The 26,179-nt window shown below is 67.8% G+C and carries 20 protein-coding genes and 1 pseudogene; 6 read left to right on the top strand and 15 right to left on the bottom strand.

All coding sequences use genetic code 11. The annotated features are described in order from the left end of the window. Positions 1-12: 12 nt before the first annotated feature. From GO592_RS01995 to GO592_RS01980, 4 genes are all read right to left on the bottom strand, one after another. Entirely contained in the window at positions 13-804 is a 792-nt protein-coding gene (locus GO592_RS01995; protein ID WP_007297613.1) for an IclR family transcriptional regulator, read from the bottom strand. 170 nt (positions 805-974) lie between these two features. After that, positions 975-1,880 (bottom strand): biphenyl-2,3-diol 1,2-dioxygenase, encoded by a 906-nt coding sequence (gene bphC / locus GO592_RS01990; RefSeq protein ID WP_007297612.1) that lies wholly within the window; start codon positions 1,878-1,880, stop codon positions 975-977. A gap of 37 nt (positions 1,881-1,917) precedes the next feature. Further along, positions 1,918-3,099, bottom strand: a complete 1,182-nt coding sequence (locus GO592_RS01985) for an acyl-CoA dehydrogenase family protein (RefSeq protein WP_007297611.1) — start codon at positions 3,097-3,099, stop codon at positions 1,918-1,920. 29 nt (positions 3,100-3,128) lie between these two features. Then, complete coding sequence (locus GO592_RS01980; protein ID WP_007297610.1) at positions 3,129-4,289, bottom strand: Rieske 2Fe-2S domain-containing protein; 1,161 nt, start codon at positions 4,287-4,289, stop codon at positions 3,129-3,131. A gap of 225 nt (positions 4,290-4,514) precedes the next feature. Between GO592_RS01980 and GO592_RS01975 the strand changes: the two genes are divergently transcribed. Further along, a complete protein-coding gene (locus GO592_RS01975) occupies positions 4,515-5,021 on the top strand; it encodes a hypothetical protein (RefSeq protein ID WP_007297609.1) in 507 nt (168 codons plus the stop codon). A 73-nt stretch (positions 5,022-5,094) separates the two neighbouring features. On the opposite strand, the gene GO592_RS01970 is transcribed toward GO592_RS01975, so the two are convergent. The 3 genes and pseudogenes from GO592_RS01970 to GO592_RS01960 form a co-directional block, all read right to left on the bottom strand. Further along, positions 5,095-6,717 carry a flavin-containing monooxygenase gene (locus GO592_RS01970; protein WP_039951348.1) on the bottom strand — a complete coding sequence of 541 codons (1,623 nt, stop codon included), beginning with the start codon at positions 6,715-6,717 and terminating at the stop codon, positions 5,095-5,097. Between the two features lie 154 nt (positions 6,718-6,871). Further along, positions 6,872-7,648: an RsiV family protein gene (locus tag GO592_RS01965; RefSeq protein WP_007297607.1), complete on the bottom strand. Its 777-nt coding sequence runs from the start codon at positions 7,646-7,648 to the stop codon at positions 6,872-6,874. Positions 7,649-7,679: 31 nt separating this feature from the next. Further along, a pseudogene (locus GO592_RS01960) lies at positions 7,680-12,207 on the bottom strand (amino acid adenylation domain-containing protein). Positions 12,208-12,409: 202 nt separating this feature from the next. Between GO592_RS01960 and GO592_RS01955 the strand changes: the two are divergent. Continuing rightward, a complete protein-coding gene (locus GO592_RS01955; RefSeq protein ID WP_007297606.1) occupies positions 12,410-13,393 on the top strand; it encodes an LLM class F420-dependent oxidoreductase in 984 nt (327 codons plus the stop codon). 109 nt (positions 13,394-13,502) lie between these two features. Beyond that, positions 13,503-14,507 carry an LLM class flavin-dependent oxidoreductase gene (locus GO592_RS01950; RefSeq protein WP_007297605.1) on the top strand — a complete coding sequence of 335 codons (1,005 nt, stop codon included), beginning with the start codon at positions 13,503-13,505 and terminating at the stop codon, positions 14,505-14,507. 34 nt (positions 14,508-14,541) lie between these two features. On the opposite strand, the gene GO592_RS01945 is transcribed toward GO592_RS01950, so the two are convergent. The 6 genes from GO592_RS01945 to GO592_RS01920 all read right to left on the bottom strand — a co-directional run bounded on the left by GO592_RS01945 (position 14,542) and on the right by GO592_RS01920 (position 22,911). Further along, entirely contained in the window at positions 14,542-15,654 is a 1,113-nt protein-coding gene (locus GO592_RS01945) for an NDMA-dependent alcohol dehydrogenase (RefSeq protein WP_005258992.1), read from the bottom strand. A gap of 25 nt (positions 15,655-15,679) precedes the next feature. Continuing rightward, positions 15,680-17,188, bottom strand: a complete 1,509-nt coding sequence (locus GO592_RS01940; protein WP_005251153.1) for an aldehyde dehydrogenase family protein — start codon at positions 17,186-17,188, stop codon at positions 15,680-15,682. Positions 17,189-17,304: 116 nt separating this feature from the next. Further along, positions 17,305-18,960: a sigma-54-dependent Fis family transcriptional regulator gene (locus tag GO592_RS01935; RefSeq protein WP_007297604.1), complete on the bottom strand. Its 1,656-nt coding sequence runs from the start codon at positions 18,958-18,960 to the stop codon at positions 17,305-17,307. 157 nt (positions 18,961-19,117) lie between these two features. Further along, the gene (locus tag GO592_RS01930) at positions 19,118-20,260 is read right to left on the bottom strand and encodes a lipase family protein (protein WP_007297603.1); all 1,143 of its coding nucleotides are present in this window, start codon (positions 20,258-20,260) and stop codon (positions 19,118-19,120) included. A gap of 93 nt (positions 20,261-20,353) precedes the next feature. Next, positions 20,354-21,670: an MFS transporter gene (locus GO592_RS01925; protein ID WP_007297602.1), complete on the bottom strand. Its 1,317-nt coding sequence runs from the start codon at positions 21,668-21,670 to the stop codon at positions 20,354-20,356. Further along, positions 21,667-22,911 (bottom strand): M20 metallopeptidase family protein, encoded by a 1,245-nt coding sequence (locus GO592_RS01920; protein WP_007297601.1) that lies wholly within the window; start codon positions 22,909-22,911, stop codon positions 21,667-21,669. Before GO592_RS01920 ends, GO592_RS01925 begins: the two co-directional genes overlap by 4 nt. Before the next feature lie 128 nt (positions 22,912-23,039). Here GO592_RS01920 and GO592_RS01915 point away from each other — a divergent pair, with 128 nt between their 5' ends. Together GO592_RS01915 and GO592_RS01910 are read left to right on the top strand one after the other, a co-directional pair. After that, positions 23,040-24,059: an Lrp/AsnC family transcriptional regulator gene (locus GO592_RS01915; RefSeq protein ID WP_007297600.1), complete on the top strand. Its 1,020-nt coding sequence runs from the start codon at positions 23,040-23,042 to the stop codon at positions 24,057-24,059. Positions 24,060-24,100: 41 nt separating this feature from the next. Beyond that, positions 24,101-24,640: a DinB family protein gene (locus tag GO592_RS01910; RefSeq protein WP_007297599.1), complete on the top strand. Its 540-nt coding sequence runs from the start codon at positions 24,101-24,103 to the stop codon at positions 24,638-24,640. A 1-nt stretch (position 24,641) separates the two neighbouring features. Here GO592_RS01910 and GO592_RS01905 read toward each other — a convergent pair whose 3' ends face one another. After that, entirely contained in the window at positions 24,642-25,403 is a 762-nt protein-coding gene (locus GO592_RS01905) for a class I SAM-dependent methyltransferase (protein WP_007297598.1), read from the bottom strand. Between the two features lie 83 nt (positions 25,404-25,486). Between GO592_RS01905 and GO592_RS01900 the strand changes: the two genes are divergently transcribed. Beyond that, a complete protein-coding gene (locus GO592_RS01900) occupies positions 25,487-25,828 on the top strand; it encodes a TraR/DksA family transcriptional regulator (protein ID WP_005259009.1) in 342 nt (113 codons plus the stop codon). On the opposite strand, the gene GO592_RS01895 is transcribed toward GO592_RS01900, so the two are convergent. Further along, entirely contained in the window at positions 25,825-26,109 is a 285-nt protein-coding gene (locus tag GO592_RS01895) for an ANTAR domain-containing protein (protein ID WP_007297597.1), read from the bottom strand. The genes GO592_RS01900 and GO592_RS01895 overlap by 4 nt on opposite strands. Between the last annotated feature and the right edge of the window lie 70 nt (positions 26,110-26,179).

Raw genomic sequence — 26,179 nt, 5'->3', positions numbered from 1 at the left:
CTTCGCCCCGCCTCAGGCGGAGTATCGGTCGGCGCGTCCGGCGGCCGGCGTCGCGGTCGACATGTAGTTGCGCCAGGTGCCCTTGGCGGACATGCGAATCGGCGCGGTCAGACGGTGATCGAGTTTGATCTGACTGCTCGGGCCGCACACGGAGATGGCCGCGACCACGTTGTCCTCGGTGCCCACCGGCACGGCGACGCAGCTGACGCCGACGAGATCCTCTTCCCGGTCGTAGGCCGCTCCGCGTTCGCGGGTCTTCTGCAACTCGGCGCGGAACGCCGCGGGTGAGTCGATGCTGAAACGTGTGCTGCGGGGCAGACCCGCTTCGACGACGCGGTCGACCACGGACTCGGGCGAATGGGCCAGCAGAACCTTGCCGACACTCGTACAGTGCGCGGGCTGGCGGCCGCCGACGCGGGACGGCAACCCGACGCCGAACCGTCCGGCGATCTTCTCCAGATAGACGACGTCGATTCCCTCGAGTACCGCGAGGTGCACGGCGTGCCCGGTGAGCCGGTGGAGTTCGTGCAGGAAGGGCAGGGCAGCCCGGTGCAGACGGTCCTGGTGCACGGCCAGCGACCCGAGTTCGAACAGTCGCATCCCTAGTTCGTAGTCCCGGCCTTCCCGGCGGAGCCACCGCAGCTGGACGAGACGTTCGAGCATCCGGTGAGCGGAGCTGCGCGGAAGCCCCGTGCGGCGCACGATCTGCGCGAGCGTGAGCCTGCCCGGGCCGTCGAACGCGTCGAGGAGAAGGGCGGCGCGATCGAGGCCGGCGGTGGGGGTGGGGCTGAGTGTCGTCGTCATGGGGACCTCCGTAGCGGCGCTGCTCGGTGCGGCGACGCGGTGTGTGACTGGCGACACTTACTATAAATAGGCATATACCTATTTGCAATAGTGCTGGGCGAACGGCCCCGAACAGCCCAAAGGCCCGGCACATGCATCGAGTGGATGCGTGCACCGGGCCCGGACACCCGTTACATGGCCGCCAGCGGCTCGCTTCCGGACCAGTCGTGGCCCCAGTAGCTGTCGGCGGTGATCTCCTCCGCGGAGTAGTACTTCTCGTCCACCTTCATCCCCTCGGTGCCGAACTCGATGTCCCAGCCGCCGGGGGCACGCACGTAGAACGACACCATCTTGTCGTTGGTGTGGCGGCCGAGGGTCGACGAGACGGAGAACCCGTCCTTGACGACGCGGTCGAGCGCCTGGCCGACGGCGTCGAGCGTGTCGACCTCCACCATGATGTGCACCAGTCCCGGTGCACCGCCGTGCGGTGCCGGGCACAGCGCCAGGCTGTGGTGCCGCTCGTTGACACCCAGGAAGCGCACCCGCATCGGACCGAACTCCGGCGGTGCCGGGATGCGGAAGGCGCCGCGGGGCAGGAATCCGAGCACCTCGGTGTAGAAGTCGAACGCGCCGCCGAAATCCATCACCGGCAGCACCACGTGGCCGAGACCCTGCGCCCCCGTGACGAACTTCGCGCCGAACGGGGTCACCACCGGGCTGTGGTCGAGGACGGCGCCGTGGAAGATCTCGATCGTCGCACCGGTCGGATCCTGGAACGTGACGACCTCTTCGACGCGGCGGGCGTCGGCCTCTTCCACCGACAGCGGTTTGACGGCGATCCCGGCGCCCTCGACCGCCTCCTGGACACGGACCAGACCTGCATGGTCGCGGACCTCCCACCCGATGGTGACGACCTCGTCCGTCTCGCCCGGCACGATCACGATGCGGGCCGCGCGCTCGTCCATCCGGAGGTACAGGGCGTCCTCGTCCGAGCCCGTGCCCTGGGCGAATCCGAGCACGTCGAAAGCGAACGTGCGCCACCGCTCCAGGTCGTTGGTCTGGATCTTGACGTAGCCAAGCCCCTTGATGTCTGTCATGTGTTGTCCTTCTGCTATTTTCGAGGTCCGACGGCGGTCAGATCATCGACTTGAGGTTGTCGGCCGGGTCGAGGCCGAGCGAGCTGAGCGCGGAGGCGTGGTAGACGGTGCTCGGCACGTGGATGGCGTGCGCCAGACCGGCGTGCGCGTCCCGCCAGTACCGCTGCAGCGGCTTGTCCATGCGCAGCGCGTTGCCGCCGGAGCGGGCGAAGATCTGGTCGACGGCGGTGACCGCACGCCACGCGGCACGCACCTGCGTCCGGCGCCCGGCCGCACGGTCCTCGAACGTGACCTCCCTGCCCGACTCGACGAGGCCCCAGATCCTGTCGACGTTGGCGAGGAGTTCCTGGCGGGCGGCATTGATGTCGGCCGCGGCCTCGCCGACCGCGAACAGCACGTAGGGGTCGTCCTTGATCGCGGTGCCCTGCGCGCCGACGCGGTCGCGCTGGTAGTCGAGGTGAGCGGCCAGAGCGCCCTCGGCGATTCCCACCACGGCGGAGGAGATTCCGAGCGGGAACATCGTCGACCACGGCATGTTGTACAGCGTCTCGGTGCGCCCGAACTTCCGCACCGCGGTGCCGTTCATGACCTCGTCGGCGTCCATCACCCGGTAGTCCGGGACGAAGGCGTTCCGGACGACGATGTCCTTGGAACCGGTGCCCTTGAGCCCGACGACGTTCCACGAGTCCTCGACGATCTCGTAGTCGCTGCGCGGCAGGATCATGTGCAGCATCTTCGGCGGCAGGGCCATCGCGCCGTCCTTGTCGCCGAGCATCGCGCCGAGGAAGATCCAGTCGCAGTGATCGGTTCCCGACGAGAACTGCCAGCGACCGCTGAAGAGGTAGCCGCCGTCGACGGGCATCGCGATCCCGGTCGGGGCGTACGGCGAGGCCATCCAAGTGTCGGAGTCGGCCGCCCACACCTCGTCCTGCACCTTCGGGTCGGCGAACGCCAGCTGCCAGGGGTGCACGCCGACGATGCCGCACACCCAGCCCGTGGCCGGGTCGAGGGACGCCGCGGCCATCACCGTCTCCGCGAACTCGCGCGGATGAGCCTCGTAGCCGCCATACTTGCCGGGCTGGAGAAGCTTGATCGGCCCGGCCTCACGGAGCTTCTTCGCCGTGTCGTCGGGCAGCCGGCCGATCCGCTCGGCCTCGGGCGCCTGATCGCGGAGCTGATCCGCGATCGCCATGATGTTGTCGAGAACCTCGTGGGTCATCTGTCGTGTCCTTCTTTTCGGAGCCGGGCTCAGGCGTTGGTGTCGAGCGGCACGACGCCGTTGGCGAGGTTGTCGGCAACCTCCGCCTCCCAGCTCTGCACCGCCCTGGTGGTGTCGATCTCGAATTCGAAGCGCTTGGTCATGTCGTCGGTGATGTCCTCGACGTCCACGTAGAACTGCTGGTACCAGCGACGCAGCTGGTACACCGGCCCGTCCTCCTCCGACAGCAGCGGGTTGTCGATGCGCGACTTGTTCAGCCAGATGTCGACGTCCTGCTTGAACCCGAGTTCCACGCCCTCGGCGAACTGCGCCGCCATTCCGTTCGCCACCTCGTCGGACAGCCCCTCGGGCTTCTTCACCATGGCGCCCCACTGCAGGACGAACGAATTCGCGGTGACCGGGTAGTGACAGTTGATCAGCACCGTCTCGATCATCATGCCGTTCGCTTCGCTCCACAGCTTGTCGATCATGTAGGACGGGCCGAAGTACGACGCGTCCGAGCGCAGCGTCGAATTGGGGTCGTCGTAGCTGGTGCCCACCGAGATGTCGTGGCGGGGTGTCGACTGCATGTACTGGGTGGCCACGTGCCCTTCGAAGACGTTCTTGAAGTAACGCGGGAACGAGAAGTGGACGTAGTAGAAGTGCGCCATGTCGACCACGTTGTCGACGATCTCGCGGCAGTGCGAGCCCTCGACGAGCAGCGAATTCCAGGTCCAGTCGGTCCATTCCGGGGAGCCGAATCCCTCGATCTCGGGAATCGTCACGTCGGCGGGCGGCGGGTTGCCCTGCGGGTCGTTCCAGACGTAGAGCTGCCCGTTGCGCTCGATGGTCGTCCAGGCCCGGGTCCGCGCCAGCGGCGGGACACGTCGCGCGTACGGGATTCCCGTGCACTTGCCGTTGCCGCCCCAGCGCCAGTCGTGGAACGGACACGCGATGGAATCACCCTTCACGGTGCCGTGCGCCAGGTTGCCACCCATGTGACGGCAGTAGGCGTCGAGCACACTGAGGGTCCCGTCGGACGTCTCGAACACCACCAGCGACGTGCCGAACGCATCGATCTGATGCGGGGCGCCGTCCTTGAAGGTCTTCGCCAGACCCAGGCAATGCCACCCCCGCGCGAAACGCGTTGGTGCCGATCCCACTTCGATCATCCGGACTTCGTCGCCGTCAACGGCACTGTTGCGCGCCATGTCTACCTCCGCCTCGCTGTACGTCAAGAACACCCTCGGGGTGTGGTGTAGCTCATAGTCGGCGAGACGGGTCCGCAGCGGTACCCGACTCTCCCACTCAGCGAGAGGCTTTCGCATCCACCCACTTCGGCGGAACGTCGGCGTCCCGATCACAGGGACCACACCCCCGTTCACCGGCCGCGACGACTACCGTGCGGATCACATACCCGTGAATTGGGAGGAACGATGGCCGCACTCATCTCTTCGCAGCCGTGCACAGCGGAGGTTCGCCGGCTCTGCGCCGACGCCGTCCCGAGCGGGGTGGTCGTCGCACCCGAGCCGGGGGCGGCCGTCGAACAGGACTTCCTCCTGCTGCGACCGCACCGGACGTCGGACGACGCCCTGTCCGCGCAGGTCCGGAGGGTGGGCGACCACGACCTGCTCGTCCGCTTCCGCAACCGCGACGAGCAGCTGGTCTTCGAGTTCTGGACGAACAGCTTCACCGGGACCGTCACACCCGACGACCAGACGGTGGACCTGCTGGAGCGCTACTGCGCCGAGCAGTTCCCCGGTGCCCTCCGCAGGTTCCGCACCCGCATCCGGCGGGCCGTGCCGTCCGGTGCGGGCTTCACGTCTTCGCTTCAGCAGACGTACGTCCAGGACGGCACACGCATGGCGGACGTCGCCGTCACGTCCACGTGGGACGGTGACGTGCTCGCGCAGGCGTGGGCCACGTACGCACTCCCCGACTGATCTCGCCCCGTTCTCCCACGAAATGGTCAGCCGCGCAGGCAATTGCCTGCGCGGCTGACCAATGTCCGGGAAACTATCCCACCGGGTCGGCCAGCCTCGCCCGGGATCGGCTGAACTCGAAACCGCGGAACCCCTCCTCCGCGACGTCCGCGCAGATCCGCCCGTACGCGCCGAAGCCCCCGAGGTACGGCATGAACACGCGGGGCTTGCCCGGAATGTTGGCGCCCATGTACCAGGAGTTCGCCAACGGGAACAGGGTCTGCGCTGCGAGCTCACGGCAGTGCTCCACCCACTGCTCGGTGGCGGGGACGGACGCCTCGATCGCGTCGTGGCCCTTCTCCCACAGGTGCTCGATGCAGTCCGCGATCCAGTCGACGTGCTGTTCGGCGCCGAGCACCATGTTCGCCAGCACGGACGGGCTGCCCGGTCCCGTCACGACGAACAGGTTCGGGAACCCCGGAACACCCAGACCAAGATAGGTTTTCGGTCCCTCACTCCAGTACTCGGAAAGCGACACACCGCCGCGCCCGACGATCCGCATGCGGTCGAGGGCGCCGGTCATGGCGTCGAATCCGGTGGCGAACACCAGCGTGTCCAGGGCGTAGTCGGCGTCGGCGGTGGTGATCCCCGACGGGCTGATCGATTCGATCGGCGCCGCCTTCAGATCCACCAGGGTGACGTTCGGCCGGTTGTACGTTTCGAAGTAGTGGGTGTCGGTGACGATCCGCTTGGTCCCGATCGGGTGATCGTTCGGGATCAGCTTGTCCGCGACGGCGGGGTCGTCGACGAGCAGGCGGATCTTCTCCTCGGCGAACTGGCGTGCCGTCGCGTTCGCGGCCTCGGTCTTCGTCTGGTCCGGAAAGGTTTTCGCGAACAGCACCCCGCCGAGCTTCCATCGCGTCTCATAGGCGTCGCGACGTTCCTCGTCGGAGACCTCCAGCGCGGACTTCGGATGCGTGTTGTAGGGCGAGCCGCCACCGCTCTCCCGGGACAGCCGTCGGCGCTCGTCGTATCCCGCCTTGATCGCGCGCCGCATCTCGTCGTCCCACGTCTGGTTGCCCGCCGGGACGCTGTAGTTGGCGCTGCGCTGGAACACGTACAGGTGCTCGGCCTGCTCGGCGATGAGGGGAATCGACTGAATTCCCGAGGAACCGGTGCCGATGATCCCGACCCGCCTGCCGGTGAAGTCGACACCCTCGTGCGGCCACTGACCGGTGTGATGGGTGTCGCCGGTGAACGATTCGCGGCCCGGGATTTTCGGCGTGTTCGCGGTGGACAGCGCACCGGTCGCGAAGATGCAGTACCGGGCGGACAGGACGTCGCCGCGGTCGGTGCGCACCTCCCACCGGAGCGTCTCCTCGTCCAGTTCCGCGGAGGTCACCCGGGTTCCGAACAGGAAACGGTCACGCAGGTCGAACCGGTCCGCGACGTGATTGATGTATGCCAGGATCTCGGGCTGGGTGGCGTACTTCTCGCTCCAATCCCACTCCTGCTCGAGTTCCCGCGAGAACGAGTACGAGTAGTCGACGCTTTCCACGTCGCACCGGGCACCGGGATAGCGATTCCAGAACCACGTTCCGCCGACGCCTCCCGCCGCCTCCACACCCTGGACGGTCAGACCCAGGCTCCGCAACTTGTGGACGGCGTACAGACCCGCGAATCCCGCGCCGACGACAACCGCGTCCACGTCGCCGATCCGATTCGCACGAGCATCAACTTCGGTGCGTGCACTCACGGGCGCGCTCCTCTCCCATTCGACAGACACATTCGGCAGCAAGGCCTGTCTGGGACGGTAGGTCGCGGCACCGGGGCAGCCACAGGTTCGTTCCCGGTGAGCGGTCGGGCAGCGCCTAACTGGACACGACGGGAGCGAGAGCGGGGTCGATCACGTCGGCCAGGGCGTCCCACGGCACGGTGACGGTGACGAGTCCGATAGCGTGCGGTCCCACCTGGTAGTCGTTGAAATGGATCTCCATGCCTGCCGGGGTGGCCAGCCAGTTGGCGAAGTTCGCCTCGGTCGGTTCGATGCCGCTGCGCTCGAAGTCCGGTCCCGCGACCGTCGCGGGGAGCAGACGCGCGGATTCGTCCGACAGCGCCTGCAGTCCCGCCGGCAGGTCGGGGAAGAGATCGGCGAGCGTAATCGGCGCGGCCGTATCGGCATTCACCACCACCGTCGCGACGATCGGGGTGGGATGCGCACCGGGCGGATCGGCATTCCACGACGTCACCAGCAGACCGCTGATCACATGCTCGCCGATGTGCGCGACGCTGTGCTCCTGGCTGCTCAGCGTGAAGGCGTCGGTGCCCGAGCCGTCGATCTGGTCCTGGAGTGCGGCCCGCATCGATTCGTTGAACTCGGCGGTGACCGCCGGATTTCCACCCTCGATCTGCGGGATGAGGACGTCGTAGCCGACACGGCCGGTGGAACCCGTGACCTGCAACTCCGTCTCCGTGTACGACAGGCTCGCGGGCGTGGTCGCCTCGGCGCTGGACGTGTCCGCGGCGGACACGGTCGTCGTTGTCGACGGCTCGCTCACTGCGGTGCCGGCTTGGTCGGAGCAGGCGGCCAGTGCGACGACGACCGCGACGAGCGCCGCTGCCCGACCAGATCTCCGGATGCCGCTCATGAGCTATCTCTACCACGTCGATTCCGCGGGGTCACCTACCGATCGGGTCTACGACGGTGTGCAGCGTGTCGACGAAACCCTGTGCGGTGGACGCGTCGTAGAGGTCGGCGGAATACACCAGTTCGGCATCGATACCGTCGGGCCGCCCGTCGACGTCGTGACGTTCGGTGAAGTGGAAATGCAGATCGCACTTGGCGATGTCGAGTGGACGGGGTGTGACCTCGAAGTCGAGCCCGGACACGTTCAGGGCTGCGGGAGCGAAGTTGTTCAGCGACAGCGCGACTTGGAACAGCGGGTGCAGGGACGGTGACCTCGGCGGATCGAGCACCTGGACGAGTCGCTCGAACTGCACGTCGGCGTTTGCCAGAGCGCGAAGCTCCACGCCGCGTGACCGATCGACGATGTCGCACAGCGTCATCGTCGGGTCGACCCGGGTGCGCAGAACGAGTGTGTTGACGAACATTCCCACCACGTCGTCGAGCGCCGGGTCTCCCCGGCCCGCGATCGGAGTTCCGATCGCGATGTCGGGGTCGCCGCTGACGCGGGCGAGCAGGACCGCCACTGCCGACCTGAGCGCCGTGAACAGGCTGGCGTGGTGCTCGTGCGCGGTGGCCAGCAGGCCTCGGTGCGCATGCTCGTCGAGCGAGAACGGAAGTCGTCCCGCTCGATAGGTCCACTGATGCGGCCTGGGGCGATCGGTGGGCAGCGCAAGCTCCCCCCGAAGTCCCGACAGTTCCTTCGTCCAGTGGGCGATCTGCTGGGACGCGACGCTGTCCGGGTCGTTCTCGTCGCCCAGCAATGCCCGCCGCCACACCGTGTAGTCGGCGTAATGCACGACCGGCGGCTCCCACACGGGCTCACTGCCCGTCGACCGGGCACGGTACGAGTCGGCGAGATCTCGCGCCAAGGGTGCGAGCGACCAGCCGTCGGCCGCGATGTGGTGGACGACGCAGGCCAGAAGGTGGTCGCCGTCGCCGAGCCGGAACAGCCGGGCACGCAGAGGAGGCTCGCGCCGCACGTCGAATCCCGCGGACAGCAGTTCCGACGTCTGCGCTTCCACGTCCGCGGCGCCGGTCTCGACCGGAGTCAGGTCGGGCAGCGCATCGGCCACGTCGAGCACATGCTGGTACGGGCCCGACGGCGAGTCGGGAAACACCGTCCGCAGCGAACGATGCCGGCCCAGCACATCCGCCATCGCCGAGCGCAGCGCGTCGACGTCGAATCCGCCGCGCACTCGTACCGTGAACGGGATGTTGTGGAGAGCGGGTTCCACGACGGTGCGGTCGATGAAGTACTGCGACGGGGACAGCGGCACCAGGTCCGGCAGTGGTGCGGCGCCCAACGTCGGCCCGTGGGGGGCGCCCCGCGTTCTGCGGGTGTGCGCCGGCCTCCGCGATCGTCCGTGCGAGTGCCGCGACCGTCGGTGCGTCGAAGAGTTCGCGCACGCCCAGCGTGGTGCCCAACTCGGCGTTGATCGTCGCGACCACCCGGATGGCCGACAGTGAATCGCCGCTGAGATCGAAGAAGGAATCGTCGGCGCCGACCGAATCTACGCCGAGCACCTGGGCGAACACCCGCGCGACGCGGCGCTCGGCCGGGGTCTCGGGGTCACGATGAATCACCGAATCCGAGCCGAACTCCGGCAGCGGGAGCGCCGCCCGGTCGAGCTTTCCCGTCGGAGTCAACGGGATCGAGTTCACGAGCATGATCGATTTCGGAACCATGTATTCCGGCAGAAACCGTGCCAGGTGCGCCTTCAACGTTTCGCGATCGATCGACGCGTCCCCGTCGGCCATGATGTAGGACACCAGGTTCGGGTCGCCGGCCGGATTCCGTTGCACCACCGTCGCGGCGAAGGCGACGCCCGGATGCGTGTTCAGCATGGCGTTGATCTCGCCCAGCTCCACACGAAACCCTCGGATCTTGATCTGGTCGTCCGCTCGGTCCAGGAACTCGAGCGTCCCTGCCGCCGTCCACCGCACCACGTCCCCGGTGCGGAACATCCGGGATCCGCTGCGGCCGAACGGGTCGGCGACGAACCGGGCAGCGGTCAGCCCGTGGCGCCGATGGTAGCCGCGGGCGAGTGCCGGGGTGGCGAGGTACAGCTCACCGACAGCGCCCGGTGGAAGCGGACGTAGACGGTGATCCAGAACCACGGCGTCCACACCGCGCATGAGAGAGCCGATCGTCATCCGCTCGTCCGGCGACACCGGATCCGTGAGAGTGACGCTGCACGTCGTCTCCGTCGGACCGTACGCGTTCCGCATGGTCCGGCCACCGGCCCACCGCCGCGCCAGCTCCTGCGGACACACCTCCCCTCCGACCAGCACCAACTCCAGTTCGTCCATCGCGCAGGGATCGATGGCGGCCAGGGCGGACGGCGTCATCAGGAGGTGAGTGACGTGTTCGTCGCGCAACAGTCGTGACAGTTCCTCACCGCCGAACACCCCGGGCGGGGTCACGACGAGCGTCGCGCCGCCGACACAGGCCGCGAGTACTTCGACGAGCGCGGTGTCGAAGCTCGGTGAGGCGAAATGCAGGACACGAGAACGCGCGGACACCGCGTACTTGTCCCGAATCTCCTGGGCGAGGTTGGCAAGGCCGCGATGGGTGACGACGACGCCCTTCGGCGCTCCCGTCGATCCGGACGTGTAGATCAGATACGCGGGATGGTCCACGAGTAGCGGACGGGTCCGTTCCGCACCGGGGAGGGTTTCTTCACAGAGGTTTTCGAGGTCGTCGATATCGATGGTCAGCCATGCGACGGTGCCGGGCAGTCGGGCGCGCTCCGTGCGGACGGTCAGCCCGACCGTCGCGCCGCAATCTTCCAGGGTGTACGCGATGCGAGCGCTCGGGTGTGAGGGATCGATCGGCACGTAGGCCGCGCCGGCCTTCGCGACGGCCCACAACGCCAGCACCGACTCGAGCGACCGCGGGATGGAGACCGCGACGATGCTCTCGGGGCCGATACCCCGGCCGGTCAGGACGCGGGCGAGCCGGCCGGCGAGCCGGTCCAGGTCGCCGTAGGACAGTTCCCGCCCGCGGTCGCGGATCGCGATCGCCCCCGGGGCGTCCGCGACGGTCCCCGCGAGGAGACGATCGAGTGTGATCGGGTCGGCATCCGGACGTCCCTGCGCGGGAGCGAAATCTTCGCGCTCGCCGGCGAAGAAGACGTCGAGGTCGGCGACCGGTCGTTCCGACTCGAGCGATTCGGTGAACCGGTCGAGGTAGGCGAGGAAACGCGCGTGATGTCCGGTCAGTTCGGCGTGGTCGTACAGTGCCGGGTTTCCCTCGAAGTCGATGCGGGCGGCACTGCCCTCGGCCCCAGGATAGATGTTGACGGCGAGGTCGGCGACGGGACCGGTGGTGAGCACCCGGACCGTCCCGTTCACGGCGCCGAGCGTGATCTCCTTCGTGAACATCATGACGTTGACCACCGGACCGAAATGCATGAGTTCGACACCACCCGTGGCGAGGTCCCGGCCGATGTCCTCGCGGCGGTAGCGTTGATGGCGCAGTGCCGCCGTCAACGCCGCCTCGGCGGTTCCGACCGAATGACGGACTGTGGCAGAACCGATCCCCTTCAACCGCAACGGGATCACATTGGACACCGAACCGCCCGAATACCTGAGGCGGGCCGTCGTTCTCGCCGACACCGGCAACGAGAGGACGACGTCGTCGACGCCGGTCGTCCTGGCAAGGTAGGCGGCGAAGGCGGCGACCGTCACAGCCGTCGAATTCCGTGAGTTCCCGCTCGGACTCGTGTGCCCGGTCGCCGTCCGGGCGTCGGTGACGGGTCGCGCCGTGCGGCCGCTGAGGCTGAGGACCGAAGCCGGGTCGCCGCCGGTGCCGCGCCAGTAGTCGCGGTCGCGGGCGAACCGGGTGGAGGCACGGTAGGTCGCGTCTTCTCGCACGAGAGGTTCCGGTCCCACGATTCGGCTGTCCGGCGGTTCCCTGCCCTCGATGGCAGCGACATACAGTTCGGCCGTACGGCTCATCAGCATCATCGCGGCGTACCCGTCCGACACGATGTGGTGAGCGCGGGAGTACCAGTAATAGTGATCGTCGCCCAGTTGCAGAACGTGCGAGACGAGGAGCGGTCCGTCGTACATGTCGGTGCGAGCGCTCCGATCGTTCCGCATCCAGCGGTGAGCAGCGTCGACCGGATCGTCCTCGCCGCGAAGGTCGGTGGTCGGCACCCGGTCGTCGACGGTCGGGTCCACGACCTGATGCGGCTGCCCGTCGATGTCCACCAGGCGCACCGACCCCCAGCCGAATTCGCGATTCGCGCGACGGGTGGCGTCACGCAGAACGGCGAGTTCGGCCGGACCGCGCAGATCTACGTAGTGGGCGATGACGTACGGGATCTCCGGTGTGAGCTGTTGCGCGAACCAGATGGACCGCTGCGCCGCGGTCAGCGGGAAGGCGCCCACCGTCGATCGCGTCGGGTGCCCGAGCGGGCGTTCCACGATGGCGACATCGGGCCGGACAAGCGTGGGCCTTTCCGGGCAGGCGCACGCCGTACCACCGGATTGCTGCGAATCGAAATCGAAGTTCATCTTTCCCCCTCGGGCTGCTGCGCTCTGCACTCCATCACCCCACTGCGCAGAGTCGTCGCGGATGTCGGATCGGCGACTGCTGTGGCACCAATCAACAGCTTGCTCGACCCGCACCGCCTCCGCCAGGCACCCCAGGGTGCGCACCTACCCACCCTCGAATTCGGGGAGGTGCCCACGCCGACATCCGAGTAGCGTCGAACGGGTGACTATTCGCCTTGGATACCAGATGCCGAATTTCAGTTACTCCACCCCCGTCGCGGACCTGTTCCCGACCGTCGTCGCGCAGGCCCGCGAGGCCGAATCCGCGGGCTTCGACACCGCATTCGTGATGGACCACTTCTATCAACTGCCGGGTATCGGTGCGCCCGACGAACCGATGCTCGAGGCGTACACCGCCCTCGGCGCCCTCGCCACGGCCACCGACACCATCCAGCTGTCCGCCCTGGTCACCGGCAACACCTACCGCAACCCTCCCATGCTCGCCAAGGCGGTGACCACCCTGGACGTCGCCAGCGGCGGACGGGCCGTCCTCGGAATCGGCGCCGGCTGGTTCGAACTCGAGCACAAGCAGTACGGCTACGAGTTCGGCACGTTCACCGACCGATTCGAACGACTCGACGAGGCACTGCAGATCATCGCGCCGATGCTGCACGGCGAACGTCCGACGTTCGACGGCAAGTGGTATCACGTCGAGAACGCGATCAACGAGCCACGGATCCGCGACAACCTGCCGATCATGCTCGGAGGTGGCGGTGAGAAGAAGACGTTCGGTCTCGCCGCCCGGTTCGCGGACCACCTGAACATCATCTGCAACGCCCGCGAACTGCCGCGCAAGCTCGAGGCTCTCGATGCCCGGTGCTCGGAGATCGGTCGCGACCGGTCCACGCTGGAGACCAGCTATCTCGCCTTCGTCATCATCGACGAGGACGGCGACCGCGCCCGGCAGCTCCAGCACGACTTCCTGCTCACGCAGGGTGTCGACCTGTCGAAGGCGTCGGACGAGGAACGCGCCGCCGCCACCGACCGGCAGTTCTGCGGCGCCCCCGACGAGGTGGCCGAACAGCTGAAGGCCCGTGTCCTCGACGCAGGAATCGACGGCATCGTCCTCAATCTCGTCGCCAACGGGCACGAACCCGGCATCGTCGAACTCACCGGGCGCACGTTGCGTCCCCTCGTCGACGCCTGACCGTTCCGGTCGCCCGGAATACGCGCACTACCTCTGCGGTTGAACCCAGAGGTAGTGCGCGAGGCCAACCTCACGCGCCTGTTCTTGGTGACGAAAGGTGACGAATCCCGTGAGCGCTGTTCTGTCGATTCTCGATCTGGCCTACATCCGCGAGGGCGACACGGCGCGGGACAGTTTCGATGCGAGCGTGAAGCTCGCGCAACTCGCGGAGACCCGCGGGTACCGCCGCATCTGGTACGCGGAGCACCACAACATGCCGTCGATCGGCTCATCCGCGACGAGCGTCCTCATCGCGCACGTCGCCGCGCACACCGAGAGCATCCGGCTCGGCGCCGGCGGCATCATGCTGCCGAACCACGCGCCGCTGACGATTGCGGAGCAGTTCGGCACCCTCGAGACACTGCACCCCGGTCGCATCGACCTCGGACTCGGACGCGCCCCGGGCAGTGATCAGAAGACGATGTATGCGCTGCGCCGCGACCCGGCGTCCGCGGACCGCTTCCCGCAGGACGTGCTGGAACTCCAGGCATACCTCCGCGGTGTGTCACGGGTTCCCGGCGTCGACGCGATCCCCGGCAAGGGTACGAACGTTCCCCTCTACATCCTCGGGTCCTCGACGTTCGGCGCACAGCTCGCCGCGAAGCTCGGACTCCCCTACGCCAACGCGTCCCACTTCTCCCCCGACTCGCTCGTCGATGCCGTCACGCTGTACCGGGAGCGGTTCGAGCCGTCCGAGGATCTGTCCGAGCCGTACGTCATCGCCGGCGTCAACGCCATCGCCGCGGACACCACCGAGGACGCGCACCGGCAGTTCGAAGCGTCCCTGCGGCGGCGGGTGGTGCAGATGGTCGGTCGCGGGCAGAAGTTCACCCCCGAGGAGGTCGACCTCATCATGACGTCCCCGGCGGGTCAGCAGGTCGCGCAGATGGTGCGCTACTCGGCCGTCGGCACCCCCACCGAGGTCAAGACGTACCTCGACGAATTCGCAGAGCACGCGCAGGCCGACGAGCTGATCGTCGCCTCCCATGCCGAGAACACCGAGTCCTGGCTGAAGACGTACGACCTGCTCGCCGACGTGTGGCGCGGAGCGCCCGTGCGCCTTTCTGGTAGCTAGCACAACCAGAAAGGCGCACGGGCGGCGAAGCCGCCTACTGCTGGTGGACGATCACGCCACGCAGGTTCTTTCCGTCCCGCAGATCCTGGTAGCCCTCGTTCACCTGCTCGAGCGTGTACTTGGTGGTGATCAGCTCGTCGAGCTTGAGCTGACCCGCGTCGTACAGGCGTAGCAGTCGGACGATGTCGTACTGCGGGTTGGCCGAGCCGAACAGCGAACCCTTGATCGTCTTCTGGTTCAGGGTCAGGTCGGTTCCCGAGATGTGCACGGTGAGCTTGGCAGGGTCGGCGAGGCCGGTGATGACGACGGTGCCGCCCTTGCCGATGACGGCGGTCGCGTTCTGCACCACCTCTTCGTCGACAGTGCCCACGAGGATGAGGGCCTGATCGGCGCCCTGTCCCCAGGTCAGTTCGTTGACCTTCTCCGCCGCGGTCGCGGCGTCCGCGAACGCGTGGGTGGCGCCGAACTTCAGCGCGGCCTCCCGCTTCATGGCCACCGGATCCACCACCACGACGTACTTGGCGCCGGCGCTGACCGCGCCCTGCACCGCGTTGATGCCGAGTCCGCCGATGCCGTAGATGACGACGGTGTCACCGGCGCGAACTCCGCCGGCGTACACCGCGGTGCCCCAACCGGACGGCACACCGCAGCCGACGAGGACGGCGGTCTCGAGCGGGAGCCAGTCGTCCACCTTCACCACCGAGTGCTGGGAGATGGTGGCGCGCTCCGCGAACGTGCCGAGCATGCACATGGCACCGAAATCCTGCTTGCCCGAGTGGAACCGGAACGATCCGTCGGGCATCGACCCCTCGAGGATCGTGGCGCCCATGTCACACAGGTTCTGGCGGCCGGTGGCACAGTACCGACACGTGCCGCAGTTCGGGATGAAGCTGCAGACCACGTGGTCGCCGGGCTTCACCTTGGTGACACCGGGGCCGACTTCCTCGATGATGCCGGAACCCTCGTGCCCGCCGACGATGGGGAAACGCGGCGGCAGATCGCCGTCGGTGAGGTGCAGGTCCGAGTGGCACAGGCCTGCCGCGACGTACTTGATGAGCACTTCGCCGGGACCCGGACCGTCCAGATCGAGTTCGATGATCTCGAACGGCTTGTGCGTCTCGAACAGAACCGCTGCTTTGGTCTTCATGTCTTCTCTCCTCGTTGAGTGACGGTCAGAGTGCGATGTTGACGGCTTTGGTCTGGGTGTAGAGATCGATGGCGGTGGCCCCGAGCTCACGTCCCCACCCGGACTGCTTGTATCCGCCGAACGGCATGGCGGTGTCGAACCCGTTGTACTGGTTGATCCACACCGAACCGGCCTTGAGCTGACGGGCCGTGAGGTGGGCCTTGGACAGGTCCTTGGTCCAGATTCCGGCGGCGAGGCCGTAGATGCTGCTGTTCGCCGCCTTTGCGACTCCCTCCTCTGCGTTGAACGGGAGCGCTGCGACGACGGGGCCGAAGATCTCCTCCTCGACGATGCTGAACTCGGGCTTCACGTCCACGAACACCGTCGGCTCGACGTAGAAGCCGGTGTCGCCCCAGCGCTTTCCGCCGGTGAGGGCGCGGGCGCCGTCGGCGAGTCCGGCGGCCAGGTAGCCGGTGACCTTGTCGAACTGTTCCTGCGACACCAGCGGTCCGAGTTGGGTGGTGGGGTCGAGTCCTGGGCCGATCTTGACCTGGCCGGCGGCCTCGGCGACCGCTGCGGTGAAGTCGTCGAAGATGCTGTCCTCGACGAACATCCGGGTGCCGGCGACGCAGCACTGGCCGTGGTTGAACAGCCAGGCGTTGAGCGATCCGGTGACGGCGGCGTCGAAGTCCGCATCCGCGAACACGACGTTGGCGCTCTTGCCGCCGAGTTCGAGCGACACCTTCTTCAGGTTGCCCCTGGCGGCGTCGACGATCTTCTTCCCGACCTCGGTGGAGCCGGTGAACGCGATCTTGTCGACGTCGTCGTGGGCCGACAGTGCCGCGCCCGCGTCGCCGTAGCCGGTGACGATGTTGACGACGCCGGGCGGGAAGCCGGCCTCCTCGAACACCTCACCGAGCAGGATCGCGGTGAGCGGGGTCTGCTCCGCGGGCTTGAGGATCACCGTGTTGCCTGCGGCGAGCGCGGGGGCCAGCTTGAACGCGGCCATCAGCAACGGGAAGTTCCAGGGAACGATCAGACCGCAGACGCCGACGGGTTCACGCAGCGTGTACGCATGGAACTGGCCACCGGGGACGAACGGCATGCTCACGTTGACCGTGCTGCCCTCGATCTTGGTGGCCCAGCCCGCGAAGTAGCGGAAGATGTCGGCCGACCAGGCGACGTCGACAGCGGCCGCGATGCCCGCCGACTTGCCGTTGTCCAGCGCCTCGAGCTGGCCGAATTCCTCGGCGCGCTCCGAGAGGATGTCGCCGACCCGCCAGATCAGCCGTTCCCGCTCGTTGGGCTTCATGGTCGCCCACGGGCCCTCGTCGAATGCCGTGCGAGCGGCCCGGACCGCGCGGTCGACGTCTTCGGCGCCACCGCGCGCGACGGTGGTCAGCACCTGCCCGGTGGCCGGGTCGATCGTCTCGAACGTCTCGCCGCTCGCTGATTCCACCCACTGCCCTCCGACGAGGAATCGCTTGGTGCCGGACAGAAAGTTCCGTACCGACGGCAAGAGTTCCGCTTGGCTGGGTTCGATCGTCGCTGTCATCAAAACCTCCGAAGTTGTGAATGTGACGTGGCTCATAGTGCACTGGTTGCCATATCACTAACTGTCCTGACTTCGGACACCTCCGGACGGTCGCGGATCGGTGGATGAAACTGCAGCTAGACGGTGATATCGAGGGCTCGGATCCGGACGTAGAGCGTGCTGCGGCTGATGCCGAGCGCGGCCGCGGCGTGCACCTTGTTGCCGCCACATTCCTGCAGTGCGTCGACGATGGCCTGGCGTTCGGCGCGCTCGCGGCCGGCCAGCCGGGACACCCGCGTCGGCGTCCGATACTGGTCGGGCAGATCCGCGACAGCGATGTTCGCGCTGCTGCGTCTGCCCGCGGCGGCCTGCAGCACGACGGACAGTTCCGCGATGTTGCCCGGCCAGTCGCGGGCGATCAGAGCGTCGAGCGCGCTCGCCGTGAGCCGGAGATCGGGACGGACCGAATCGAGGATCCCCTGCGCTATGTCCGCGAATTCGCGGCTGCGTTGCCGCAGCGGCGGAAGCACTACCTGTCCGGGACAGCGGCCCACCAGACCCGCCACGCCCGGCGGCAGGTCACCCAGAGGAGAACTCGTCATCACGATGCGTGGCCCCGCGTCGGCCGCCAGCATCTTCACGACCAGCGGCAGCATCGACTCGGGCAACAGTTGCACTTCCTCGATCACCAGGACCGCGGAGGGTCCCGCCGCCAGCGAGAGAAGTCGGTCGGTCCAGGCCTCGGCGCCGTCGAGAGCGATGGCGGTGGCGTCCATGCATACGAGCGACCGGTCGCCGGCCAGGTCGCGGACCGCCGTCGTCCTGCCGGTTCCCGGTTCGCCGCTGATCACCACCGGATCCCGGGTCCCGCGCAGCCGCGACAACTCCGACCTGCTGCGTTCGACGACGGAACTCGACGGGGACTTGCCGCGCCGGATGGGGGTGCTGGTCCGGCGGTCCGGCCGGACGACGAACACGGCCCCGCCGTCCGTGCCTGCCACGCGGTCGGCGCGGACCAACGCCGGTTCGCCCGAGGACAGTTGGATGCGCACCGTCTTCGACTGCTCCGGACGCAGGTCCGCGGCAAGCCCCCGCAGCGTCGCGTGATCGGACACCTGGAGCAGGTCGAGCGCCACCCGATTGCTGAGCAGGATGTCCTCGCCGATCGCGGTGACCGCCATCTGATTCTGCGGCGAGACCCGCTGAAACGCGTCCACGAGCCGCTGCTGAGACACCCTGGACCCTTCGAGCAGCCGTCGTTCGATGTCCCCCGCCGCGCGGGCCAGGAACGGGGCGAACAGCGGGTTGGCACGCGACGCGACGCCCGTCATGTCGAGGATGCCCTCGACGCGGCGCGTCACCGGATGCACGATCGGGTGTCCGTAACAGCTGAGGTCCTTGAACCGCTCGAGGTAATGCTCCTCGCCGTGAATCACGACTCCACGCCGGACCTCCATCGGAGTCCCCAGCGCGGTGGTCCCGACGCAGTCCTCGCCGAACCTCGACCCCAGCACCGCCCCGGCGCCGTCGATCAGACGCTCGAGTCGGGGGCCGTCGAAGAGCCGGGCGACGATGCGGCAGTCGCGGTCGGCGAGCAGGACACAGAATCCGGTGCCCTGGATCTGCTGTTCCATCTCGTCGAGGACGGGCCGGGCCGCCTGCAACAGCCGGCTGGACTTGTCCAGGTCGGAGCAGGAGTCACCGGTCGGCGTCGAACTCGGTTCCAGGCCGCTGAGCGCCGAACGCTTCCAGGACAACGCGATCTCCGGCCGCATCGCCGCGTGCCCGGTCATGCCGCCAAACTCCAACCTCGACTCCTTGCCGCGCGCGGGTCAGGTCGTGCACCGGTGCACGACTCACACCCGAACGTACCCACCCAGTGTGACCCACGCCATAGTGCCTGCGGGCGCGGCGAGCAACTGTCCGGAATCTGGACAGTGCCGCGTTCACTCAGTCGAACAGCCCCCGCACGAACGGGATGGTGTCGGCCTGCGAATCGACGAGCGTGCCGCTGTGGTCGGTGGGATAGGTCTTGAACATGACCGGCTCACCGTTGGCGGTCAGCGCCGCGACCAGCGAGAACGCCGAGGGCGCGGGCACGTCGATGTCGGTGAGCCCCTGCCCGATGAACAGGGGACGGTCGTACCCGCTCGTCGGGACGCCCATGTAGTCCACGAGCAGTCCGTGGAAGTTCGGGATCTGGTTCAGCGGCTTACTGAACAGGGCGCCGACCACCACACCCTCCGCGGCGTCGTGGAGGTCGTTGACGCACAGCTGCTCCGCGGCGTTCACGTAGTGGGCGCCGAGCGGGGTGAGATACGAGTCGAGGTCGATCTCGGGGTGCGCCGACCGCAGTCCCGCGAGGATGTAGAACAGGTACGACGTGAGGCCGGCGGGGATCGCCGTGGGCGGCACTCCCGGGCCGAGCGGCAGCAGTGTCAGCTCGATGTTCGCGGGCACACCCGTTCCCACGGCCCCGCGGTAGTCGAGCGTCTCGCCGCCGTACTCGGTGGCGTAGCGGGCGGTGGTGATCGCGGCGCCGCCGCCCTGCGACTGGCCGACCACGACCCACTTGTTCGACAGGGACTCGTCGACGGCGCGGGCGGCCTTCACCGAGTCGACGACGCTGTGCGCCTCGACCTTTCCGTCGAGGTACGGCATCACACCCGGTGTGCCGAGGCCGACGTAGTCGGTGGAGACGACGGCGTATCCCTGGTCGAGCCAGCGTCCGAGGTACGGGTAGTCCCGCTCGGGGAGCGCAGGCCCGACGAGCGAGGGCGCACAGTCGTCCGCGAGACCGGACGTGCCGTGCGCCCACGCGACCACCGGCCATCCCCCGTCGGGCGCCTCCCCCGGCGGCACGTACAGGGCGCCGCTGCTGAGTGCGGGGCTCCCGTCGGACCCGATCGACCAGTAGGTGATTCGCTGCGCGTCGGCGGCGCCGGGGATCCAGAGGTCGACGGGCAGAGACTCGACCTCCACGACGCTCCCCGGCGCGCGTTCGGCCTCGTCCGCGAACGCGGCCGGGGAGGCGAGGCAGGTGCCGCCCACCGTCAGCGATGCGATCGCGACGCTTGCCGCGGCTCGCGCCATCCGTACCGAGTGTGTCTTCACCGCTTCAAGATAGGGCCTCCCCCGCGCGTGAGTGGCAAAGCGTACGGGAGCACGCGTTGCCACTCACGTGCGCTACGTCTGGGACGCGAGATCCTGTCCCCGGGTCTCGGGGATCGTAAACAGTGCGGCGATCGAGACCGCGACCAGCGCGAGCGCATACCACTCGAAGAGGTCCGGCGTACCGCGGTCGGCGAAGAACGTCTGGACATACGCCGCGGTCCCGCCGAACGCCGCCACACCGATCGAGTACGGCACCCCGACACCGGCGGCACGCAACCCGGTCGGGAACAGTTCGGCCATCATCGCCGGCATGACGGACAGGATCGCGCCCATCACGAACAGGGCGATCGCCATCGCGAAGAACAGCGTGACCGCGCTGTGCCCGATCATGGCGTTGAGCGGGAACAGCAGGGCAGCGATACCGACGTTGCCGATGTACAGCACCGGCTTGCGTCCGATCCGGTCCGACAACGCACCCCACAACGGCAGGGACGCAATCAATACGAGGTTCGCGCCGACCCCCGCCCACAGTGCGCCGGACGGATCGATGCCCCGGACGGCGATCGCGTAGGCCGGCGCCGACACGGCCCACACGTAGTAGACGACGGTGCCGCCGACGGTGAAGAACAGGATCTGGAACACCTGCCGCCGGTGCGCCAGGAACAGCTGCCACATCGACTGCTTCGCGGACTCGTCACCCGACTCCTCGTAGACTTCGGTCTCCTTCATCCGGGACCGCATCCACAACACGAACAGCCCGAGCACGCCGCCCAGCAGGAACGGCACCCGCCAACCCCAGTCGGCCATCTGTTCCGAACTCAGCGTCGTCGTGAGCAATGCGCCGAGAAGCGTGCCGACGACGACCCCGGTGGTGTTGGAAATGTAGATGAGACTCGACCACAGTCCACGCCGGGCCGTCGGCGCGAATTCGACGATGTAGGTCTGCGCGGACGGCAACTCGCCGCCGTGCGCGACACCCTGCGCGAGACGCGCCACGACGAGGACCACCGCCGCCGCGACGCCGATCGTCTGATGGGTCGGCGTCAGACCGATGACGAGACTGCCGACGGCCGCCAGTCCGACGGCGAGCGTCATCGACAGTTTGCGTCCCCGCCGATCCGACAGCCAGCCGAACAGCAGACCGCCGAACGGTCTGGCGACGAATCCGACAGCGAAGACTCCGAACGACGCGAGCAGGTCGGAGACCGCGGAGCCGGTGTGGAAGAACTGCGGGGCGAAGAACGCGGCGAACGTCGCGTAGACGGTCCAGTCGAAGTACTCGATCCCGTTGCCCGTGCCCACGCCGACGATCGCGCGCGCCTTCTCCCAGCGCTCGGATCTCTGCTGGACGGTGTTCACGGTCCCGCTCTCGGTGGCGATCTCGGTCATCGTGCGTCGCTCCCCGCCGCCACAGCAGCATTGTCGGATCGGGCCTTGTCCAGCCGTCGAACGGCCAGTCCGGCGTAGATGGTGGCGGCGTCGGCGAGCACCGCGTCGTCGAATTGCGCTCGGGGCGAATGGTTCATCGGAGCGGCCGCGGGATCGGCACCGGGCATGCACGCGCCCAGTCCGATGAACGCACCGGGCACTTCCTGCAGGACGTAGGAGAAGTCCTCGGACCCTGCCATCGGATGGGTGACCGTCTCGTATCGGTCCTCGCCCATGAGGTCGCTGACCACTTCGGCACCGAACGCGACCTCGTCCACGTCATTGATTGTCATCGGGAACTCGGGGGCCACGGTGACGTCGACCTCGACGCGTTGCGCGGACGCCACCCCCTCCAGCACCCGGCGCAGCGCCGCCGGGACCTTCTCGTACGTGGTGGGCGAATAGCACCGCACCGTCGCCTCGAACCGCGCATCGTCGGGAATGATGTTGTGCCGCGACCCGGCCTGCACGTTCGCGACCGTCACCACGACGGGGTCGAACACGTCGAACGTCCGGGTGACCATCGTCTGCAGCGACGTGATCATCTCGGCCAGCGCGGTGATCGGATCCCGGGCAGTCGACGGGGACGATCCGTGGCCGCCCGCCCCGCGCACCGTGACGGTCAGCTTGTACGACGCGGCGAGCAGCGTGCCCGCCTTGGAGAAGAACCGCCCCTGCGGCTTCTGGCAGGAGAAGACGTGCATGCCGTAGGCGGTGTCGGCGCGGCGCCCGGCGGCGTCGAGCACACCCTCGTCCACCATGACCTTGGCGCCGTCCCACCCCTCCTCGCCGGGCTGGAACATCAGGACGACGTCACCCGCCAAGTGGTCGCGATGACGGCTGAGCAGGTGCGCCGCGCCGACCAGCGCAGCGGTGTGCAGATCATGTCCGCATCCGTGCATGGCGCCGTTCTGCGCAGCGAAGTCGAGTCCTGTCTGTTCGGTGACCGGGAGTCCGTCCATGTCGGCGCGCAGCAGCACCGTCTGCGTGGCGTCGATCGAGCGCCTGCCGCCGCGGAGCACCGCGGTCACCGACGTCGTGTTCGTTCCCGTCGAGATCTCGAGCGGCAGGCCGTCCAACGCCTCGAGGACACGTTCCTGCGTGCGCGGCAGGTCCAGTCCGACCTCCGGTTCGCGGTGCAGTACGCGACGCAATTGCACGAGGTCGCCCTGGAGGGCGCGGGCGTCGTCCACGAGATTCATTGCTCTCCCTTATGTCGGTGGTCACTTTCTCGACCGAATGCGTCGGTGGTCATATGCTGTGATCCGCGCAGCGACGGACTGCCGAGATCGTCGAAAACGATCACCTGTACTGACTCAGAAAGTGTTCTATGCGCGAAATTCTGACAGAATCCGAGCTTTCGCTCATTCACGCGTTGCAGATCCGTCCGCGGGCGACGTGGTCCGAGCTCGCCCCGATCCTGCGGACGACGTCCGCGACGCTGGCGAGGCGATGGGAGTCGATCACCGAGCGCGGACTGGCCTGGATCACCGCGTACCCCGCGCCGATGACGGGCGCCGGTGCATTCACCGCCATGATCGAGGTGACGTGCGATCTCAGCGGCACGAAGGCGCTGGTCGAGGCCCTCACTCGCGACCCGCGGGTGGCGTCCATCGAGCAAGCGGCGCGCGGGCGGGACCTCATTCTGACCGTGCAGACGGGATCCCTGAACGAGTTGTCGGACCTGGTGCTCGAGGAACTGCCCGGCCATCCGAGCGTCAATTCGACCCGGACCCACACGTGCACCGCACTCCACGCGGAGGGCAGTCGCTGGCGCCTCGATTCCCTGGACACGGCACAGTCCGCCGCGATCGCCGCGCTGGAAAGCACCCCTCCGCAGTCCGGATCGGCTCGGCCGGAAAGCCTGACGGACGAGGTCGCCCGCGCGCTCGTCCGCGAACTCACCCGGAACGGCCGGGCGTCCGCGCGCGAGATCGCCTCGGTCATCGACCGGCCGGCATCATCGGTTCGCAGGCAGCTCGCGGGGTTGCTGCGCTCCCGTGCGGTGGTGCTGCGCTGCGACGTGGCCCAGGACGCGACGCGGTGGCCCATCACCGTCACGTGGTGGTGCCGCCTGCCCGTGCGCGCACACCGGGAGGTCGTGGAGATCGTCAACACCCGGCCCGAACTGAGGTTGTGCATGTCGCTCACCGGGCCCGCGAACTTCCTCGTCAGCATGTGGGTGCCCTCGCTGCCCGACCTGTTGCGGGTTCAGGAGTGGCTGGAGAGCCGAGCCCCCAGTCTCGAGATCATCGACTCGTCGGTCACGCTCCGGTCCCGGAAGCGGATGGGGTGGGAACTCGACACCCACGGCCGCGCGACCGGTTATGTCACCGCGCACGGCGGCTGACCGCTACGGTCGAATGGGCATCATCGGACCGGCTGGAGCAGGTGATCACCGTGACCTCTACCGCGAAAACGTCGACGACCGGCGAGCGTGCCGATTTGCTGGAGTCGCTGGCGAAGCACCGCTACTTCCTCCGCTACACCGTCCGGGACCTCACCGACGAGCAGGCGGCCCAGCGCACGACGGCGAGCGAACTGTGCCTGGGCGGACTCGTCAAACACGTGTCGGACGTCGAACGGGTGTGGGCCGACTTCATCGTGCGCGGCACCGACGCCGTTCGGGGCGGTCCCGCGGACGGCACCGGCACCGACAATCGCGAGAAGGAGTTCACACTCCGCGACGACGAGACGCTGGCCGACGTCCTCGACCGGTACGCGAAGGTGGGGCACCGGACCGACGAGATCGTGGCCTCGCTGCCCGACCTCGACATCTCGCATCCGCTGCCGAAAGCGCCGTGGTTCGAACCGGGATCACGCTGGTCCGCCCGCCGTGTCCTGCTCCACATCATCGGCGAGACCGCCCAGCACGCCGGGCACGCCGACATCATCCGGGAGGCTCTCGACGGGTCGAAGTCGATGGGCTGAGTCAGCCGCGGGTGCGAGCCTCGATGAGGAAGCGGGTCGAGTGCGCCACGAACGGCCCCTCCGCCTCGATCAGCTCATGGAGCTCCCGCAGCCGCTCGCGGTACTGCTGGACGGTGAAGCCGGGCACCATCCAGATCACTTTGCGCAGGAAGTAGATGACGGCGCCGATGTCGAAGAACTCGATCCGCAGGGATTCGAAGCGGAGATCGACGACGTCGAGACCGGCGGCCTGCGCGTCCGCACACTCGTCCTCGTAGTGGCGGCCACGCCGCACCTTCTCCGGTTGCGGCCCCAGGAAGTACTCGACGAGTTCGAAGACACTCGCATGACCGACGTGCTGCGAGAAGTACGTGCCTCCGGGTTGCAGGACGCGGGCGATCTCGTCCCACCACACCGTGGTGGGGTGCCTGCTCGTCACCAGGTCGAAGGCGCCGTCGGCGAAGGGCAGCGGCGGCTCGTCCGCGTCGGCCACCACCACCGCACCGAGCGGGTGCAGCAGCGCCGTGGCCTTCGCGACATTGCGCGGCCACGATTCCGTCGCCACCATCACAGGAGGCATCTTCGCCGCACCGGCGAGGACCTCCCCGCCCCCGGTCTGGATGTCCAGAGCGGCCTTCGCGCGCGCGAGCCGTTCACCCATCAGGCGCTGGTATCCCCACGACGGCCGCTGTTCGGTGGCCCGGCCGTCCAGCCAGGAGAAATCCCAGCCGTCCACCGACACGGATTCCGCCTCGGCCACCAACTCCTCGAATGTGCGTCCCATGCCGGAAGCCTGACAGAAAATTCTGGGTCGATCGAGCGGATTACGTGGGGAAGCACCGGGCCGTTACCGACGTTGACCCAGACATGACCGTCCCGGAACACCACACCCGAATCGCCGAGGAACGCGCCGACACCGAACGCCGGATCGCATCGCTGACCGGCCGTTTCACCGCGATCGTGGAGGGTTCGGAATTCACCACGGACGACGACGAACACGACCCCGAGGGTTCGACCATCGCGTTCGAGCGGGCCCAGGTGTCGGCGCTACTGGCCGACGCGCGGCGCGAGTTGGAGGATCTGGCGGCGGCGCAGCAGCGGCTAGACGACGGGACGTACGGCCTCTGCACTCGGTGCGGCCTGCCGATCGCCGACGTCCGGCTCGACGCGCTACCTGCCGCGCAGACGTGTATCGACTGCGCCGGTTAGCCGGTGTTACCGGACAGGAGGGCTCCCCATTCCCGGGTGGCCACGTCCCGTGCCCGTCGATGGTCGTCTGCGGCGGGGTGCACGCCGTCGGCGAGGTCGGCGAGGGCTTCCGCCAGATCCCCGACATCGACCTGATGCCGCATGGAGGAATCGAGTAGTTCGTCGAAGGCCTGGTCCGCGCTGTACGAGCTACCGCGCGCGGTGGTCAGGATCTGTACTGCACCGTCCAAAGCGGACAGGTGCCGTGTCGCGCGGGTGTCGCGGTGAGCTTCGATCGTCAATCTTCCGCCTCTGAGGTGCCGCCACTGGGCGTTGTCGGTCTCTTGTCACCACATCACATCACGATCGGGG

It is taken from the genome of Rhodococcus sp. 21391, from assembly GCF_016772255.1.
GTDB lineage: Bacteria > Actinomycetota > Actinomycetes > Mycobacteriales > Mycobacteriaceae > Rhodococcus_F > Rhodococcus_F opacus.
The sequence above is the reverse complement of the archived record's forward strand: the minus strand, read 5'-3'. Positions and strand labels throughout refer to the sequence as shown.